The organism is Aquibaculum arenosum (assembly GCF_029222965.1).
Lineage (GTDB): Bacteria > Pseudomonadota > Alphaproteobacteria > Kiloniellales > DSM-21159 > Aquibaculum > Aquibaculum arenosum.
In genome coordinates this window covers 377,465-392,443 of record NZ_JARHUD010000003.1, presented here as the reverse complement: position 1 = coordinate 392,443, position 14,979 = coordinate 377,465, and the positions used below count along the sequence as shown (strand labels likewise).

Genomic DNA, 14,979 nt, shown 5'->3' with positions numbered 1-14,979 from the left:
TATGTGCAGCAAAAAATACTATGCTGCACACTTGCCCGCTGTGTGCAGCAATAATATGTTTGATGCACACAGTGAGCGACCGCTATGGACATCCTATCCCACTCCCGCTCCGCACAGGTGGCCTATCAGGATCTCCTGAGGCTTCACCTCGACGAGACCGCTTCCGGCATTCTCGGCAGCATCGAGGCGCGCCAGCGCAACGGGCGCACCTATCTCTACGACAAATTCCGGCTCGGAACAGAAATGAAGAGCTGCTACCTGGGTGAGGACACGCCCGAGATGCGCGCGCGCCTGGCGCGGGCGACTGAGCTCAAGGCCGACGCAAAGGAACGCAGGAAGACGATGGCGCGCCTGGCACGGACCCTGCGTGCCGAAGGCTTTATCGCAACCGACCGGGACAGCGGGTCCATGCTTCTTGCCTTCGCCCGGGCGGGTGTGTTCCGGCTCGGCGGAACCTTGGTGGGAACCGGCGCCTATGCCCTCTACCAAGGGGAACTGGGTGTGCGCTTCGATGCCGAGGAACTGGCACAGACGGGAGACCTGGATATCGCTAGCTTCGAGCGTCTTTCGGTCGCGCTCGAGGATCGTGTGGAAGAGACTCCGGGCGAGATTCTCCAGGCACTGAAGTTCGAGCCCGTGCTTGGCATTCATGATCGGCAGGTCTGGAGGTGGCGACAGAGCCGGGGACAGGCCATGGTCGAGTTTCTGACACCGGCTTTCGGTGACGAGCGGGTCAAGCGCTTGCCGGCGCTCGGCGTGAGCGCGCAGGCTCTGAACTACCTGAACTTCCTCATCGCGGAGCCCATCCCCGCCATTGCGCTCTACCGGTCGGGCGTGCTCGTGCAGATCCCGCGCCCCGAACGCTTCGCCATCCACAAGCTGATCGTCGCCGATCGCCGACTGCGCGGCCCCGACCAGGCGAAAGCGCGCAAGGAGCGCGCTCAGGCAGAGTTCCTTATTGCCGTGCTGGCCGAAGACCGGCCCGATGATCTTGCGGAAGCCTTCCAGGATGCGCTGTCGCGCGGCCCCCGCTGGCGCGAGCGCCTCGAGGCAAGCCTCAACCGCTTGCCGCGTACTGCTGAAACGCTCCGGTCGCTTGCGTGAAGGCCCTGAAAAAAAGCGCAGACCCAGCCAATGGCCGCGCCTGCGCTCTTGATTAGAGAGTACCGCCCGGGCCTGAAGGCCCGGGCGGTTTTGCCTCAGCCGTAGATTAGGCCGGGCAGCCAGAGTGCCAAGCCTGGGAACAGCAGCACAAACACCACTGCAATGTTCTGAATCACATTGAACTGCAGCATGCCGATATAGATGTCCCCCAAACTCAATTCGGGCGCAGCGCCCTTCAGGTAATAGGCCGCCATGGCCACCGGTGGGGAGAGGAAGGCGGACTGGAGATTGACCGCCACCAGAATCCCGAACCACAGCAGGCTCATTTCCAGCTCGCGCACGATCGGCGCCAGGATGGGCACGAAGATCAGCACGATGGCCGGCCACTCGAGCGGCCAGGCGAGCAGGAAGATCAGGATCATCATCATGACCATGATCCAGAAGGGCTCGAAGGGCATGTTGAGGAACCAGTCGGTGACAAGCGCCCCGCTGCCCAGCCGTGAGAAGATCGACGCATAGATGTTCGCCGCCACCGCCAGGAAGAGAATCATGGCGGTGGTCTGCAATGTGTTCATCATGCAGTCTTTGAACATCGGCCAGTTCATGCGCCGATAGACGATCGCCAGCAGGAAGGCACCGAAGGCCCCCAGACCGGCCGCTTCCGTTGGTGTGGCGATGCCGATGAGGATCGTGCCCAAAGCGAAGAACATGAGCGCCGCCGCGGGCAGGAAGCCGGCAATCAACTCTTTGACGACCACGCCCCAGTTCGCTGCCCGCTCCTCCACCGGCAGGGGCGGTCCCAAGGCCGGGTTCATATAGGAACGGAACATGGCATAGGCCATGTGCATGCCCGCCAGCAGCAAGCCCGGAATGATTGCGCCTGCAAAGAGATGCAGCACCGACACACCCAGCACCGGCCCCATGAGCACCAGCATGATCGAAGGAGGGATCAGAATGCCCAGCGTACCGCCGGCACAGACCACACCGGCAGCCAGCCGCGGATAGTAGCCGTTCTTCAGCATCACCGGCACTGCAAGCAGCCCGATGACCGTCACGGATGCACCGATGATGCCGGTGGCCGTAGCGAAGACCGTGGCTGTGAGCAGGGTGACGAGGTACAGCGAGCCCGGCATCCCGCCCATGGCGAGCTGCAGGGCCCTGAATAATCGTTCCATCAAGCCTGATCGTTCCAGGAAGAATCCCATGAGAACGAACAGAGGAACGGCGGCCAGAACCTCTTCCTGCATCAACCCAAAGGTCTGTGAGACCATCAGACGGAAGACCCGGTGCTCCAGGCCCATGTAACCAAAAACCACCGCCAACAGCATCAGCGTGAAGGCGATGGGGAAACCCATAAAGATGGTGACGAGGAGCAATCCGAGCATCACCAGGCCGAGATACTCGGTGCTCATTCCGGCCACCTCCCGACGATTGCCGCGTAAAGCGATTTCAAGAGTTCAGACACCCCCTGGATCATCAGCAGCACGATGGCCACCGGAATGACCGTCTTGAAGGGATAGATCGGCGGCGCCCAGGGCGAATAGAAGCCGCGCTCCCCCTGTATCCAGGAACGCTCGGCGTAGCCGTAACCGGCTTCGAAAAAGAGCCACATCGCCGGAAAGAACAGCAGGACATAGAGCACCGCATCCATGATCCCCTGCCACCGCGGGCTCCAAGCGCGATAGAGAAAGTCGGTGCGGATATGGCCGCCCCGATAGAGACAGTAGGCCGACCCCAGCATGAACATGGAGCCGTAGAGCATGTAGGTGACGTCATAGGCCCAGATTGTGGGCGAGTGGAAAACGTAGCGCGCCACCACATGCCAGACGATGGCCAGCATGAGCACGATCGACATCCAGGCAAAGACCCGCGCACACAGAATGGTGAAGCGGTCGATACCCCTGACAATCGCGCGTACTCCGGAGTCCAATGGCATACGCGAAGCCCCCCGAAAGAGCGGTCAGAGCGAACACAAGAACGCAGCCGCAAAGGGGTGCTGGCACTCTGCGCACCGGCACCCCCGCGGCTGCTTCATTGCACTCGGATCAATCGGCTATGAAGGTGTCGTAATCCGACGGCGCCGTGTACTCGAAGTCCACGATCTCGCCGCTTTCAACCAGGCCGCCTGGAGCCCAGTAGCGGTCCGCAATGGCTTTCCAGTTCGGCTCCAACATGCGGCGGGCAACAACGTTGTGCGACGCCCACTCGAGCTGGGAATCGGCGATATCCTTGAAGGCCGGATTGTTGGCATACTCTTCCGCCATAATGCCGTGCCAAGCGTCCATCGATTCTTCCAGGATATCGTCTGGCGTCCGCCGGAACTGCACGCCCTTCTCTGACAAGCGCTGCATGGCCAGGCGGTTCTGGTAAGGCTTGTGGTTCTCCCACCAGAGATAGTGGGCCTGGGTGGTAACGATGATGATGTTCTTGATATCCTCGGGGAAGGACTCCCAGATCTCGGTGTTGAACAGCACCTCCGCCACCGTCACGGACTCGTGGTAGGCTGGCGCATAGTGATACTGCCAGACGTCCTCGAAGCCGAGCGCCTCGTCGTGATAGGGATTGACGAACTCGCCAGCATCGATCACGCCGCGCTCGCCGGCCGGCACGATTTCGCCGCCTGGCAGAGTGACCACCGAAACGCCCATGTCTGAATACATTTCGCCCGGGATGCCCGGAATGCGCAGGCGCAATCCACGCAGGTCATCGGCCGATTCCAGCTCGACATTGTACCAGCCCAAGGATTGCGGCCCGGTGCTGCCCACCGGCATCCAGAAGACGTCGACGTTCAGGACGTCGTTGAAGAAGGCGTTGTTGACGTCAAGGCCACCGCCTTCCCAGATCCAACCCCAGTAGTCGAAGGAATCCATGCCGAAGGGACCGGCAGGCCCGGAAGAGACCATGACCGCGGCGCGGTTCTTGCCGACCCAGTAGCCGGACCAGGCATGGCCGCCGTCGATGATCTGCTCATGCACGGCATCCAGCACTTCGAAAGCTGGCACCACTGCGCCCGCGGGCAGCGTTTCGATGGTGACCCGGCCACCGGTGTTCTTTTCGATCTGCTCCGCCCAGCGCACAAAGTTTGTCTGGTGCGGGTCACTGGAGGACCAGGTTGATTGGAATGTGAGGTTGAATTCTTCTTGCGCGGACGCCGGCGCCCCCATGCCGGTCACCACGAAACCGGCGAGCGCCACCGCGGCCGTCCCAGCCAGAACTTTCTTCATGATAGGTCGCCTCCCTGCGATTGGGCGTGAACTCTGAAGTGGAGCAACGGTGGCGAGCTATTGTTCTGCCCTTGCACCGCCAGCACAGAGCCATTGTTTGAAGCTTACGCTATTTGACTTTCACCGGCTCCGACCCTGCCCCCTGTTTATGTTCGGCGCCGCTACCAAACCAGGTTCCGTAACCGCGCCGGTCGACGACATTCGAAGTCGACGGGGCAAACTATAGTCTGACCATTTCTCACCTGTCGACTCCCTCTTATGTGTAGAAGTGCGGCCGCGCTTTCCAAAAGCGCGTGCCTGGGGTAGCAAGTCAGCGATGGTGAGGCGGCGTAGGGGAAGGCCGCACCGACGGCTTGCCAGCACCCGGGGAGGATCGAAAGTCGTGAGTAAAATACTACTCGTCACCGGCGGAAGCCGTGGCATCGGGGCCGCCGCCTGCCGCCTGGCAGCGCGCGACGGCTGGGACGTGGCCGTGGGTTATGGCAGCGACGCAAGCGCCGCAAAGCAGGTGGTGGCATCGGTCGAGGCCGCCGGTCGGCGCGCCGTGGCGCTGCAGGCCGAAGTCAGCGATGAAAAGGCGGTGATCGCGCTGTTCGACCGCGTGGAAGAGGCGCTTGGACCCGTAACGGGACTGGTGAACTCTGCCGGCATAACCGGCCGGGCCTCGCCCTTCATTGAGGCTTCGGTCGAGGAAATGCAGCGCACGCTCGACATCAACGTCATGGGCAGCCTGCTCTGCTGCCGTGAAGCAGCCCGTCGCATGGGCAAGGGGCGTGGCGGGGCCGGCGGCGCCATCGTCAACCTATCCTCCGGCGCCGCCACTCTGGGCAGCCCCGGCGAGTTCATCTGGTACGCCGCCTCCAAGGGCGCGATCGACAGCATGACCATCGGCTTGTCGAAGGAGCTCGGTCCCGAGGGCATTCGCGTCAACGCCGTGGCCCCTGGACTGATCGAAACCGATATCCACGCTTCTGCGGGAATCCCGGATCGGGTTGAGCGCATGGCGCCCACGGTACCGCTGGGCCGCTCCGGCAGCGCCGAGGAAGCTGCCGAACCGGTGGTCTGGCTGCTCTCGGAGGCTGCGTCCTACATCAACGGGACGGTGATTCGCGTCGGCGGCGGGCGATAGATCGGATCGCCACTGCGCCTGTCACTCCTTCATCCGCACAAGGTGCATGTCCTGGTGTACGCCGGGATAGATTTCGAACACATGAGTGTTCCTACCGCGATCGTGCTCCACTTCGACCAGGTACCAGCCCCCGGCCAGCTGCAGCCGGGGAGCTGAGGAGTTGCCGGCATAGACGACCTGATCCCCGGCCGGGTGACTGGGGTGGGTGCGCACGTGCCATTGCAGCGGAGCCGAGGCACGCCGCAGCGTGCTGCGGTCGATCAGGCTGAGTTCGATGCTTCCGGTTGGTCCGGCGGCCGGTGCGGACTGCGACGGTTCTGGCGCGGAGCGAAAAAGTCCGCAGCCGGCCAGCAGCATTGCGGCAAGGCTCACCAGCAGCAAAGATCGCAAGGCAGGCATGGTTCAGGTCCCCTATCAGCAGATGGCCAATAGAATCACGAAGTTGCCGTCTCTTGCAAATGCAAAAGATAAACTCTGCTGCAGAGGTAGAATGCGCGAGAAGGATAGGCGCGTCAGAGTGGCTCGCCGCGCACCAGCCGGGGCAGATCGCCCACCACACCCATGGCATGGCGCATGAAGAGCCGCCGTGCCGGCCCCAGGCGATTGACCGCAGCGAGGCCAAGGTCTCGCGCCAGGCGGACAGGGGGCAGGTCGTTGGAAAAGAGCCGGTTGATGCCGTCGGTCGCCGCCAGCATCGCCAGGGTGTCGAAGCGCCGCCAACTCTGATAGCGCTCCAGCACTGAGGGGCTGCCGAGATCGAGGCCAAGGCGCCGGGCATCCACCAGGCATTCCGCCAGGGCGGCCACATCGCGCAGACCGAGATTGAAACCCTGGCCGGCTATCGGGTGGATCTGGTGCGCCGCATCGCCGATCAGGACCAGGCGCCGGTCGTGGTAGCGCGCCGCATGCATCAGCGACAGCGGATAGGACCAACGATGGCCCTCCACCGTAATCTTGCCCAGGCCATAGCCAAAGCGACGCTGCAGTTCGCCGGCGAAAGCGACATCGTCCATGGCCATGAAACCGGCCACCAACTCGCGCTTTTCGGTCCAGACCAGGGAGGAGCGATGGCGTCCCTGCTCGTCATCGGTCAGTGGCAGCACCGCGAAGGGACCCGACGGCAGAAAGTGCTCATGCGCCGTACCGGCGTGGTCCAGCTCATGGTAGAGCGTGCAGACGATCCCAGCCTGCGGGTAGTCCCAGGTGGTCACGGGGATGTTGGCGCGGCGGCGCAGCGGCGAGTTGCGTCCCTCGGCCGCCACGAGCAACGGCGCCGTGAGCCGGCGTCCGTCGGAGAGCAGCGCTTCGGCCCCTTGTGCGCTGCGCCGGTCTGATTCGAGGGTCAGCGGCGCCAGCAGGCTCAGGCCGGGCAGTTCGGCGGCGCGCGCCTGCAACGCCCGGCGCAGCACGCGGTTCTCCACAATGTAGCCCATGGGCCCTTCGCCTAGGTCGGCGCTGTCATAGTGCAGGAAGAGCCGCGACGGGCGGCGGCCGACTTTGCCGTCGCTGACGCGAATATCGAGAATCGCCGCCGCATCAACGCCGACGTGCTGCCAGACGCCGATGGTGGAAAGCACCTGCTGCGAGCCACGCGCGATGGCAGAAGCACGCCCATCGAAGGGCGCGTCGACGACCTTGGCCGGATCCTCGCGGTCGATCACCGCCACTTGCAGCCCGGCATCGGCCAATGCGACGCCCAAGCTCATTCCCACCAGGCCCCCGCCTGAGAGGATGACATCGAAGCGCGCCTCTGCGCGCAGCTCGCGGGAGTGTCCGGACATGACCATGCGCCGAGCATCGCCGTCCGCCGCGCGCTTGTCCAGAGCCTCAGACACACTCAATTGCCTAATTAATAGGCTGTGAATGTTGGTAGATTATTTTTTGTGCATTTATCCCTCCCCTTTAGCGCGCCCAAGGGCTGCCCACTCCGATCATCAAGCCCTAAAGCCGCTGAATCCGGCCTCACAAAAGTTTTGGCACGGAATCTGCTTCTCTGCTGGATGACACCTGCGAATGAGCGCAGGCCAAAAACCGGGACCGCCGGCGCACTGCGTTTAGGCGATCTCTGCGAGAGAAGGGGAAGAGGCAATGAAAATGATCGTGGCGATCATCAAGCCCTTCAAGCTGGACAGCGTGCGCGATGCCCTGACGGCGGCCGGCATCGAGGGGCTCACGGTCAGCGAAGTGAAGGGCTACGGCCGCCAGAAGGGCCAGACTGAAATTTACCGCGGCGCCGAGTACGCCGTGAACTTTCTGCCCAAGGTCAAGATCGAGGTGGTGCTGGCCGACGACCAGGTCGAGGCGGTGGTCGAGACCATTCAGAAGGCCGCCAACACCGGGCGCATCGGCGACGGCAAGATCTTCGTGCTGGACGTTGCCAAGGCCGTGCGCATCCGCACCGGAGAGACCGATGCCGACGCGCTCTGATATCGAAAAGAGAGGGGGACTTATCATGCTGCGCAGCCTTATTCCGGGCGCGCTGGCGCTCACGGCCCTGCTGGCTGCAGGCCCGGCGCTGGCCCAGGACACCGCGGAGGCCGCAGAGACGGTCACGCGCGTGGCCGACGAGACCGGCTTTATCCTCAACACCTTCCTGTTTCTCTTCGCCGGCGTGTTGGTGATGTGGATGGCCGCCGGCTTCTCCATGCTGGAATCCGGCCTCGTCCGCACCAAGAACACCGCGACCATCTGCCTGAAGAACGTCACGCTCTATGCGCTCGGCGGCATCATGTACTACCTGGTCGGCTACAACCTGATGTACGTCGACGTCACCGGCTGGATCGGATCGCTTTCGCTCTTCTACAACCCGAGCAGCGCCGAATTGGCCTTGCTGGACGGCGATGAGAGCATGCTGGCCGCCGTGCTGGAAGGCGGCTACACGATCATGTCCGACTGGTTCTTCCAGATGGTCTTTGTCGCCACCGCGGCCTCCATCGTCTCCGGTGCCGTCGCCGAGCGGGTGAAGCTCGGCCCCTTCCTGGTCTTCGTCATCCTGCTCACCGGCTTCCTCTATCCCATTCAGGGCTCCTGGACCTGGGGCGCCGGCTGGCTCGACGCCATGGGCTTCTCCGACTATGCCGGTTCCACCATCGTGCACTCGGCCGGCGGCTGGGCCGCGCTCACCGGCGCCATCATCATCGGTGCGCGCAAGGGCAAGTATGGCCCGGACGGCAAGGTGAACCCGATCCCCGGCGCCAATCTGCCGCTGGCAACGCTGGGCACGCTGATCCTCTGGATGGGCTGGTTCGGCTTTAACGGCGCCTCGGCGCTGGCCATGGACAGCGCCGCGGTCATGGTCGAGATGTCGCTGGTCTTCGCCAACACCAACCTGGCTGCTGCCGGCGGCGTGGTCACCGCGGTGGTGCTCACCACCCTGATCTACAAGAAGGTCGACCTGACCATGGCGCTGAACGGCGCACTGGCAGGCCTGGTCTCCATCACCGCCGGGCCGGATGTCGGCAACCCGCTGTTGGCCATCATCATCGGCGCTGTCGGTGGCCTGATCGTGGTGGTCACCGTGCCGCTGCTCGACCGCTTCAAGATCGACGACGTGGTCGGCGCGGTGCCGGTGCATCTCTTCGCCGGCATCTGGGGCACGCTCGCGGTCGCCATCTTCGGTGATGCAGACTTCTTCGTGCAGATCATCGGCATCCTCGCCATCGGCGGCTTCATGGCTGTCACCTCCTCCATTGCCTGGCTTGCCATCAAGGCGGTCATGGGTCTGCGGGTCTCCGAAGAGGAGGAGGCGCTGGGCCTCGACCGCAGCGAATTGGGCCTGGAGGCCTATCCCGAGTTCGCCCAGGGCGCCCGCTCGCTCTGAGCCAAGACTTCAGCGACGGCGATCCTCCGCCAACCTGGCCCGGTGGGAAACCACCGGGCCTTTTTTCTGTGCGCGTAACACGGCGCTCACCGGCCCGAAAAGCCGCCTGCTTGCGCTCTTGCAGAACCCCCCGCAAGCAACGTTGACACGCTGCAGGTGCGGCGGCACCCTGCGCGCTTTCCAGCGCCGCCGCCGCCCTGGCGGCAGGCGCGGTTTCTCCGGAGGATCCGGTCCATGCGCGATGCCCTGATGCGGAATTATGCCCGCGCCGATCTTGCGTTCGAGCGCGGCGAAGGTGCTTGGCTTTACACCGAGGACGGGCGACGATTCCTGGACTTCACCGCTGGGATCGCTGTCTGCTCTCTGGGCCATGCGCACCCGCATCTGGTCCAGGCGCTGCAGGAGCAGGCGGCCAAGCTCTGGCACACCTCCAACCTCTTCCGCATTCCCCAGGGCGAAAAGCTCGCCGCGCGCCTGGCTGAACGGTCCTTTGCCGAGCGGGTCTTCTTCTGCAACTCCGGTGTGGAGGCCTTCGAGGCCGCGGCCAAGATCGTGCGCAAGCACTTCGCCGACAGGGGCGAACCCAAGCGCCATCGCATCATCGCCTGCAGCGGCTCCTTCCACGGCCGCTCGCTCGCCGCGATTGCTGCCTCGGGCAACGCCAAGTACCTGGAGGGCTTCGGCCCCGCCGCGCCGGGCTACGACCAGGTGCCCTTTGGCGCCAGCAACGAGCTGCGCAACGCGATCACCGACGAGACCGCGGCCATCCTGGTGGAGCCGATCCAGGGCGAAGGCGGCATCCGCACAGCGCGCCTGGAGTTCCTGCGCGAACTGCGCCGTGTTTGCGATGAGTTCGGCCTGCTGCTGATCTTCGACGAGATTCAGTGCGGCATGGGGCGTACCGGCAAGCTCTTCGCCTGCGAGTGGGCGGATGTCACGCCGGACGTGATGATGCTGGCCAAGGGGCTTGGTGGCGGCTTTCCCATCGGCGCGCTGCTCACCACCGAAAAGGTGGCGGCCGCCTTCGCGCCGGGCACGCACGGCACCACTTTCGGCGGCAATCCCCTGGCCATGGCCTGCGGCAATGCGGTGCTCGACGAGCTGCTGCGCCCCGGCTTCCTGGACCAGGTGCGCGAAACCGGCGACGATCTCTGGCAGAAGCTGGAGGGGCTGGTGCAGCGCCATCCGCAGGTTTTCGAGGCGGTGCGCGGCGCGGGCTTGATGCTCGGCCTCAAGTGCCGGGTTCCGGCGGGCGAAGTGATCGCCGCTGCCCAGGAGCGCGGCCTGCTCACCGTCGGCGCGGCTGAGAACGTGGTGCGCCTGCTGCCACCGCTGATCATCGGCCGCGCGGAGGTGGACACCGCCCTTGGCATTCTCGAGGAGACCGCGGGCAGCTTCGCCGCGGCGGAAGAAACAGCATGACAGATGCACCACGGCATTTTCTCGATCTCGACCGGCTGGCGCCGGAGGACCTGCGGCACATTCTCGAGCTGGGTAAGCTCTGCAAGGCCGGCACCGCCGGCCGCGATCGGCCACTCGACGGCCAGGCCGTCGCGCTGATCTTCGAGAAGCCCTCGACCCGCACCCGGGTCTCCTTCGACGTGGGCATCCGCCAGCTTGGCGGCGAACCGGTGGTGATGGAGCCGGCCGGCACGCAGCTCGGCCGCGGCGAGACCGTGGCGGACACGGCCCGGGTGCTGTCGCGCTATGTCGATGCGATCATGATCCGCACCACCAAGGAAGAGAAGCTGCTGGAACTGGCGGAGTATGCCTCGGTCCCGGTCATCAACGGCCTGACCGACCGCACCCATCCCTGCCAGCTCATGGCCGACGTCATGACCTTCGAGGAGCATCTGGGCCCGATCGGCGGCCGGGTGGTGGCCTGGTCCGGCGACGGCAACAACATGGCCGCTTCCTGGATCCACGCCGCGGTGCGCTTCGATTTCGAGCTGCGCCTTGCCTGCCCCGAAGGCCTGGCGCCGCCGGCAGAGGTCCTGGCTTGGGCCAAGGCCGAAGGCGGCAGCATCTCCGTGCTGCACGACGCGGCGCAGGCGGTGGAGGGTGCGGACTGCGTGGTGACCGACACCTGGGTTTCCATGGGCGATGACGAGAACGACAAGCAGCGCCGCCACGCCCTGCTGCAGCCCTTTGCCGTCACCGAGGAACTCATGGCCCGGGCCAAGTCCCATGCCATCTTCCTGCACTGCCTGCCGGCCCACCGCGGCGAAGAGGTGACGGCCGCGGTCATCGACGGGCCGCAGTCGCGGGTCTGGGACGAGGCGGAGAACCGCCTGCACGCACAGAAGGCCATTCTGCTCTGGTGTCTGGCATGACCCTGATCGGCGAAGGGCCGGGCGACGATCTCGTCCTGCCCTTCATGATCGACAGCTCGGGCATCCGCGGGCGCCTGCTGCGCCTGGGGCCAACGCTGAACACCATTCTGACCCGCCCGGACTATCCCGAACCGGTGGCGAAGCTGCTGGGCGAGCTGGTGGCGCTGGGCGGCGGGCTGGCCTCGACCCTGAAGTACGAGGGCGTCTTCACCCTGCAGGTTAAGGGGGAGGGGCCGATCCGCACCATGGTCGCCGACATGACCTCCGAGGGCGAGTTGCGCGGCTATGCCGGCTTCGACGACGATGCCATAGCGGCCCAGAGTGGGGCCGAGCAGAGCCGTGCCCAGGCGACGCAGGCCGAAGCTCCGCTGGAGGTCGAACCCTGGTTCGGCAAGGGCCACATGGCCTTCACCGTGGACCAAGGCGAGCACAGCGAGCGCTACCAGGGCCTGGTGGAACTGGCCGGGCCGCGCCTGGCCGACTGCCTGCTGGCCTATTTCCGCCAGTCGCAGCAGATCAACGCCGGCATCATGGTGGCCTGCGGCCGGGTTGAGGGCACCTGGCGCGCCGGCGCACTATTGATCGAACGCATTCCTGAGTCGCAGCCCAGCACAATGGAAGATGCAGAAACCTCCCAGGAGGACTGGCAGCGCGCGCTCATTCTGATGTCGAGCCTGAGCGACCGGGAGCTGCTCGACCCTGCGCTGGCACCCGAGCAGCTGCTCTACCGCCTCTTCCATGAGGACGGCGTTCGGGTCTTCGACAAGCGCCCGCTTTCCGTGGGCTGCCGCTGCACACGCGAGCGCCTTGCCGGCATCCTCGCCTCCCTCTCCCAGGAGGAGCTGGAGCACCTCACGGTCGACGGCGCACTCACCATGACCTGCGAGTTCTGCGCCTACGACTTCCGCTTCACGGACGCCGAGGTCCAGGCCGTGAAGTCGGCCAGATAGCGCTTCACGCCGGCGCGCCGCCTGCGCTGGCCACCCTTGATCGCGAAGCGAAAACGGGGCGCCGACGCGGCCCCTCACGTCAGATGCGCGCGCTCCAGGTAGTCCACCGCCTGCATCTCGGCCAGGCGGCTGACGGTGCGGGTGAACTCGAAGCTGCCGTCGCCTTCGGGATAGAGCGCCTCCGGCGGGCCGGCGGCCGTCATCACCAGCTTGCAGCGATGCTCGTAGAGCGCATCAATCAGGTGCATGAAGCGCCGGGCCGCATTGCGCTGATCCGGGCCCATCACCGGCACCCCCTCCAGCACCAGGGCCCGGAAATGGGTGGCCAGGGTCAGGTAGTCGTTGGCTCCCAGCGGCTGCTCGCACAGTTCGGCGAAGGCAAAGCGCGCCACGCCGTGGGCCGTGGCCGGGATCGCCAGCTTGCGGCCCTTGATGGTCAGACTGCCGGGCTTGGGCTCCGCCCCTTCGGTGAGCTCGGCGAAGGCCTTTTCGGCGAAGCGCTCGGCCTCGGGGCCCAGCGGATGGTGGAAGACCGGGCGCTGCTTCAGCCGGTCCAGCCGATAATCGGTCCCCGCCCCCAGGTCGAGCACATCGAGGCGCTCTTTCAGCAGGGCGATGAAGGGCAGGAAGTGCTCGCGCTGCAGCCCGTCTTCATAGAGCCGGTCAGGCTCGAAATTGGAGGTGGCCACCACCACCACACCGCGCTCGAACAGGCTCTCGAACAGCCGGGCCAGGATCATGGCGTCGGCAATGTTGATCACCACGAACTCGTCGAAGCAGAGCAGCCAGGCCTCCTCGGCCAGCTCACCCGCCAGGTCCGGCAGCGGGTCCGCCTTGGCGCCGCGGGTGCGCGCCCGCCAGGCATGCAGGCGCTCGTGCACCTCGGCCATGAAGGCATGGAAATGCACCCGGCGCTTGCGCTCTACGGGCGCGCTGTCGAAGAAGAGGTCCATCAGCATGGACTTGCCGCGCCCCACCGGCCCGTAGAGATAGAGCCCCTGCGGCGGCTCCTCCCTACGCCGCGCCAGCCCGAGCCGCTCCTTCCAGCTCGTGCGCCCACCGGCCGGCTGGTAATCCTGCAGGGCGTGATGCAACGCCTGCAGCTTCTCCGCCGCCAGCTCCTGCCCCCCGTCCGGCTGGATCTCGCCGGCGTGCAGCTTCTCCCGATAGGCTTGAATCGGCCCCTGACTCAAAACAGCCCCCTGTCGAAAAACCAGGGTGAGAAAGGACTGCGGGCGGGCGGCTGGGTCAAGACCCGGTGAGGGGCGCAACGGCAATCCAGCCCACTTGAAGTCTTGCAAAGACATCCCCTTACTGCATGCATCGACTGCAAGAGCAGAAAATGCAGTGGCCATGCTGACAGTCCAGAATCTGCCTGACGAGGTACATCGCGCCTTGCGCGTGCGTGCAGCGCTGCGTGGTCACAGCCTAGAGACCGAGGTCAACGACATCCTCCGCACTGCCGTCTTACCCGAAGGTCGGGTTAAGCTGGGCAGCCTGCTGGCTGATATCGGCCGCCAAGCTGCAATGACCGAGCAGGAGTCGGCTGTTATCGAACAGGTGCGCGACACCTCTCCCGTGCGGCAGATCGACCTCGAATGATATTCCTGGACACACCAACGCGATCTCGGCCGTCGCGGCTACGCACGGCATGACCGTGGCCACGCGAGTCACACGGCCCTTCGAGGCTACCTGCACGCGCGTCATCAATCCCTGGCAGCCTGACATCGATCAGCCACCACCCCTCCCTGACAGTGGCTTTCCCCGGCGTGGCGTGCTAGACCGCGCGCGTTCCTCGACAGCAGCGTCCCGGGAAGGGGAAAGGGCGTCCATGCGCACCGCCAGCATTGCACGCGATACCAAGGAAACCCGCATCAGCGCGACCATCGATCTGGATGGCAGCGGCCAGTATGATGTGCAGACGGGCATCGGTTTTCTCGACCACATGCTGGAGCAGCTGTCGCGCCATTCGCTGATCGACATCACCCTGCGCGCCGAGGGCGATCTGCACATCGACCAGCATCACACCACCGAGGATACGGGCATCGTGCTGGGCCAGGCCCTGGCCCAGGCGCTGGGGGAGCGGCGTGGCATTCAGCGCTATGGCTCTGCGCTCATTCCCATGGACGAGACCCTGACCCGGGTGGCGCTGGACGTCTCCAACCGGCCCTACCTGATCTGGAAGGTGGACTTCACCCGCGACAAGCTGGGCGACTTCGACACCGAGCTCTTCAAGGAGTGGTTCCAGGCCTTCGCCTTCAACGGCGGCCTGACGCTGCACGTGGAAAACCTCTACGGCACCAACAACCACCACATCATCGAGTCCAGCTTCAAGGCCCTGGCGCGCGCCCTGCGCCAGGCCATCGAGATCGACCCGCGCAAGGCCGATGCCGTGCCCTCCACCAAGGGGACGCTCTGA

15 protein-coding genes are annotated in these 14,979 nt (G+C 65.0%); 9 read left to right on the top strand and 6 right to left on the bottom strand.

Annotated elements, in window-relative coordinates; genetic code table 11:
- Positions 1-84: 84 nt before the first annotated feature.
- On the top strand, positions 85-1,104 hold the full coding sequence (locus P2G67_RS07010; RefSeq protein WP_275821402.1) for a nucleotidyltransferase family protein: 1,020 nt from the start codon (positions 85-87) through the stop codon (positions 1,102-1,104).
- A 95-nt stretch (positions 1,105-1,199) separates the two neighbouring features.
- Here P2G67_RS07010 and P2G67_RS07005 read toward each other — a convergent pair whose 3' ends face one another.
- From P2G67_RS07005 to P2G67_RS06995, 3 genes are all read right to left on the bottom strand, one after another.
- Entirely contained in the window at positions 1,200-2,516 is a 1,317-nt protein-coding gene (locus tag P2G67_RS07005; RefSeq protein ID WP_275821401.1) for a TRAP transporter large permease, read from the bottom strand.
- The gene (locus P2G67_RS07000; RefSeq protein WP_275821400.1) at positions 2,513-3,040 is read right to left on the bottom strand and encodes a TRAP transporter small permease subunit; all 528 of its coding nucleotides are present in this window, start codon (positions 3,038-3,040) and stop codon (positions 2,513-2,515) included. Before P2G67_RS07000 ends, P2G67_RS07005 begins: the two co-directional genes overlap by 4 nt.
- 109 nt (positions 3,041-3,149) lie before the next feature.
- Positions 3,150-4,328: a TRAP transporter substrate-binding protein gene (locus tag P2G67_RS06995; RefSeq protein WP_275821399.1), complete on the bottom strand. Its 1,179-nt coding sequence runs from the start codon at positions 4,326-4,328 to the stop codon at positions 3,150-3,152.
- 382 nt (positions 4,329-4,710) lie between these two features.
- Between P2G67_RS06995 and P2G67_RS06990 the strand changes: the two genes are divergently transcribed.
- Positions 4,711-5,457: an SDR family oxidoreductase gene (locus tag P2G67_RS06990; protein WP_275821398.1), complete on the top strand. Its 747-nt coding sequence runs from the start codon at positions 4,711-4,713 to the stop codon at positions 5,455-5,457.
- A 21-nt stretch (positions 5,458-5,478) separates the two neighbouring features.
- Here P2G67_RS06990 and P2G67_RS06985 read toward each other — a convergent pair whose 3' ends face one another.
- Together P2G67_RS06985 and P2G67_RS06980 are read right to left on the bottom strand one after the other, a co-directional pair.
- A complete protein-coding gene (locus tag P2G67_RS06985; RefSeq protein ID WP_275821397.1) occupies positions 5,479-5,856 on the bottom strand; it encodes a hypothetical protein in 378 nt (125 codons plus the stop codon).
- 113 nt (positions 5,857-5,969) lie between these two features.
- Complete coding sequence (locus P2G67_RS06980) at positions 5,970-7,292, bottom strand: UbiH/UbiF/VisC/COQ6 family ubiquinone biosynthesis hydroxylase (RefSeq protein WP_275821396.1); 1,323 nt, start codon at positions 7,290-7,292, stop codon at positions 5,970-5,972.
- Positions 7,293-7,545: 253 nt separating this feature from the next.
- Between P2G67_RS06980 and P2G67_RS06975 the strand changes: the two genes are divergently transcribed.
- From P2G67_RS06975 to hslO, 5 genes are all read left to right on the top strand, one after another.
- Complete coding sequence (locus P2G67_RS06975; RefSeq protein ID WP_275821395.1) at positions 7,546-7,884, top strand: P-II family nitrogen regulator; 339 nt, start codon at positions 7,546-7,548, stop codon at positions 7,882-7,884.
- A gap of 25 nt (positions 7,885-7,909) precedes the next feature.
- Positions 7,910-9,277: an ammonium transporter gene (gene amt / locus P2G67_RS06970; protein ID WP_275821394.1), complete on the top strand. Its 1,368-nt coding sequence runs from the start codon at positions 7,910-7,912 to the stop codon at positions 9,275-9,277.
- A 234-nt stretch (positions 9,278-9,511) separates the two neighbouring features.
- Complete coding sequence (locus P2G67_RS06965) at positions 9,512-10,699, top strand: aspartate aminotransferase family protein (protein ID WP_275821393.1); 1,188 nt, start codon at positions 9,512-9,514, stop codon at positions 10,697-10,699.
- Positions 10,696-11,610, top strand: a complete 915-nt coding sequence (gene argF, locus P2G67_RS06960) for an ornithine carbamoyltransferase (RefSeq protein WP_275821392.1) — start codon at positions 10,696-10,698, stop codon at positions 11,608-11,610. Before P2G67_RS06965 ends, argF begins: the two co-directional genes overlap by 4 nt.
- Positions 11,607-12,560, top strand: a complete 954-nt coding sequence (gene hslO / locus P2G67_RS06955; protein WP_275821391.1) for an Hsp33 family molecular chaperone HslO — start codon at positions 11,607-11,609, stop codon at positions 12,558-12,560. The genes argF and hslO overlap by 4 nt, the downstream gene beginning before the upstream one ends.
- Before the next feature lie 74 nt (positions 12,561-12,634).
- Here hslO and zapE read toward each other — a convergent pair whose 3' ends face one another.
- The gene (zapE, locus tag P2G67_RS06950; protein ID WP_275821390.1) at positions 12,635-13,753 is read right to left on the bottom strand and encodes a cell division protein ZapE; all 1,119 of its coding nucleotides are present in this window, start codon (positions 13,751-13,753) and stop codon (positions 12,635-12,637) included.
- 160 nt (positions 13,754-13,913) lie between these two features.
- Between zapE and P2G67_RS06945 the strand changes: the two genes are divergently transcribed.
- Positions 13,914-14,162 (top strand): FitA-like ribbon-helix-helix domain-containing protein, encoded by a 249-nt coding sequence (locus tag P2G67_RS06945; protein ID WP_322099655.1) that lies wholly within the window; start codon positions 13,914-13,916, stop codon positions 14,160-14,162.
- A 229-nt stretch (positions 14,163-14,391) separates the two neighbouring features.
- Positions 14,392-14,979 carry an imidazoleglycerol-phosphate dehydratase HisB gene (gene hisB / locus P2G67_RS06940; protein WP_275821388.1) on the top strand — a complete coding sequence of 196 codons (588 nt, stop codon included), beginning with the start codon at positions 14,392-14,394 and terminating at the stop codon, positions 14,977-14,979.

Excerpts from the sequence above, each read along its gene's own strand:
- P2G67_RS06945 (WP_322099655.1), top strand. The coding sequence starts at position 13,914 with ATGCTGACAGTCCAGAATCTGCCTGACGAGGTACATCGCGCCTTGCGC.
- hslO (WP_275821391.1), top strand. The coding sequence starts at position 11,607 with ATGACCCTGATCGGCGAAGGGCCGGGCGACGATCTCGTCCTGCCCTTC.
- P2G67_RS06965 (WP_275821393.1), top strand. The coding sequence starts at position 9,512 with ATGCGCGATGCCCTGATGCGGAATTATGCCCGCGCCGATCTTGCGTTC.
- hisB (WP_275821388.1), top strand. The coding sequence starts at position 14,392 with ATGCGCACCGCCAGCATTGCACGCGATACCAAGGAAACCCGCATCAGC.
- P2G67_RS07010 (WP_275821402.1), top strand. The coding sequence starts at position 85 with ATGGACATCCTATCCCACTCCCGCTCCGCACAGGTGGCCTATCAGGAT.
- P2G67_RS06995 (WP_275821399.1), bottom strand. The coding sequence starts at position 4,328 with ATGAAGAAAGTTCTGGCTGGGACGGCCGCGGTGGCGCTCGCCGGTTTC.
- P2G67_RS07005 (WP_275821401.1), bottom strand. The coding sequence starts at position 2,516 with ATGAGCACCGAGTATCTCGGCCTGGTGATGCTCGGATTGCTCCTCGTC.
- argF (WP_275821392.1), top strand. The coding sequence starts at position 10,696 with ATGACAGATGCACCACGGCATTTTCTCGATCTCGACCGGCTGGCGCCG.
- P2G67_RS07000 (WP_275821400.1), bottom strand. The coding sequence starts at position 3,040 with ATGCCATTGGACTCCGGAGTACGCGCGATTGTCAGGGGTATCGACCGC.
- P2G67_RS06985 (WP_275821397.1), bottom strand. The coding sequence starts at position 5,856 with ATGCCTGCCTTGCGATCTTTGCTGCTGGTGAGCCTTGCCGCAATGCTG.
- P2G67_RS06975 (WP_275821395.1), top strand. The coding sequence starts at position 7,546 with ATGAAAATGATCGTGGCGATCATCAAGCCCTTCAAGCTGGACAGCGTG.
- amt (WP_275821394.1), top strand. The coding sequence starts at position 7,910 with ATGCTGCGCAGCCTTATTCCGGGCGCGCTGGCGCTCACGGCCCTGCTG.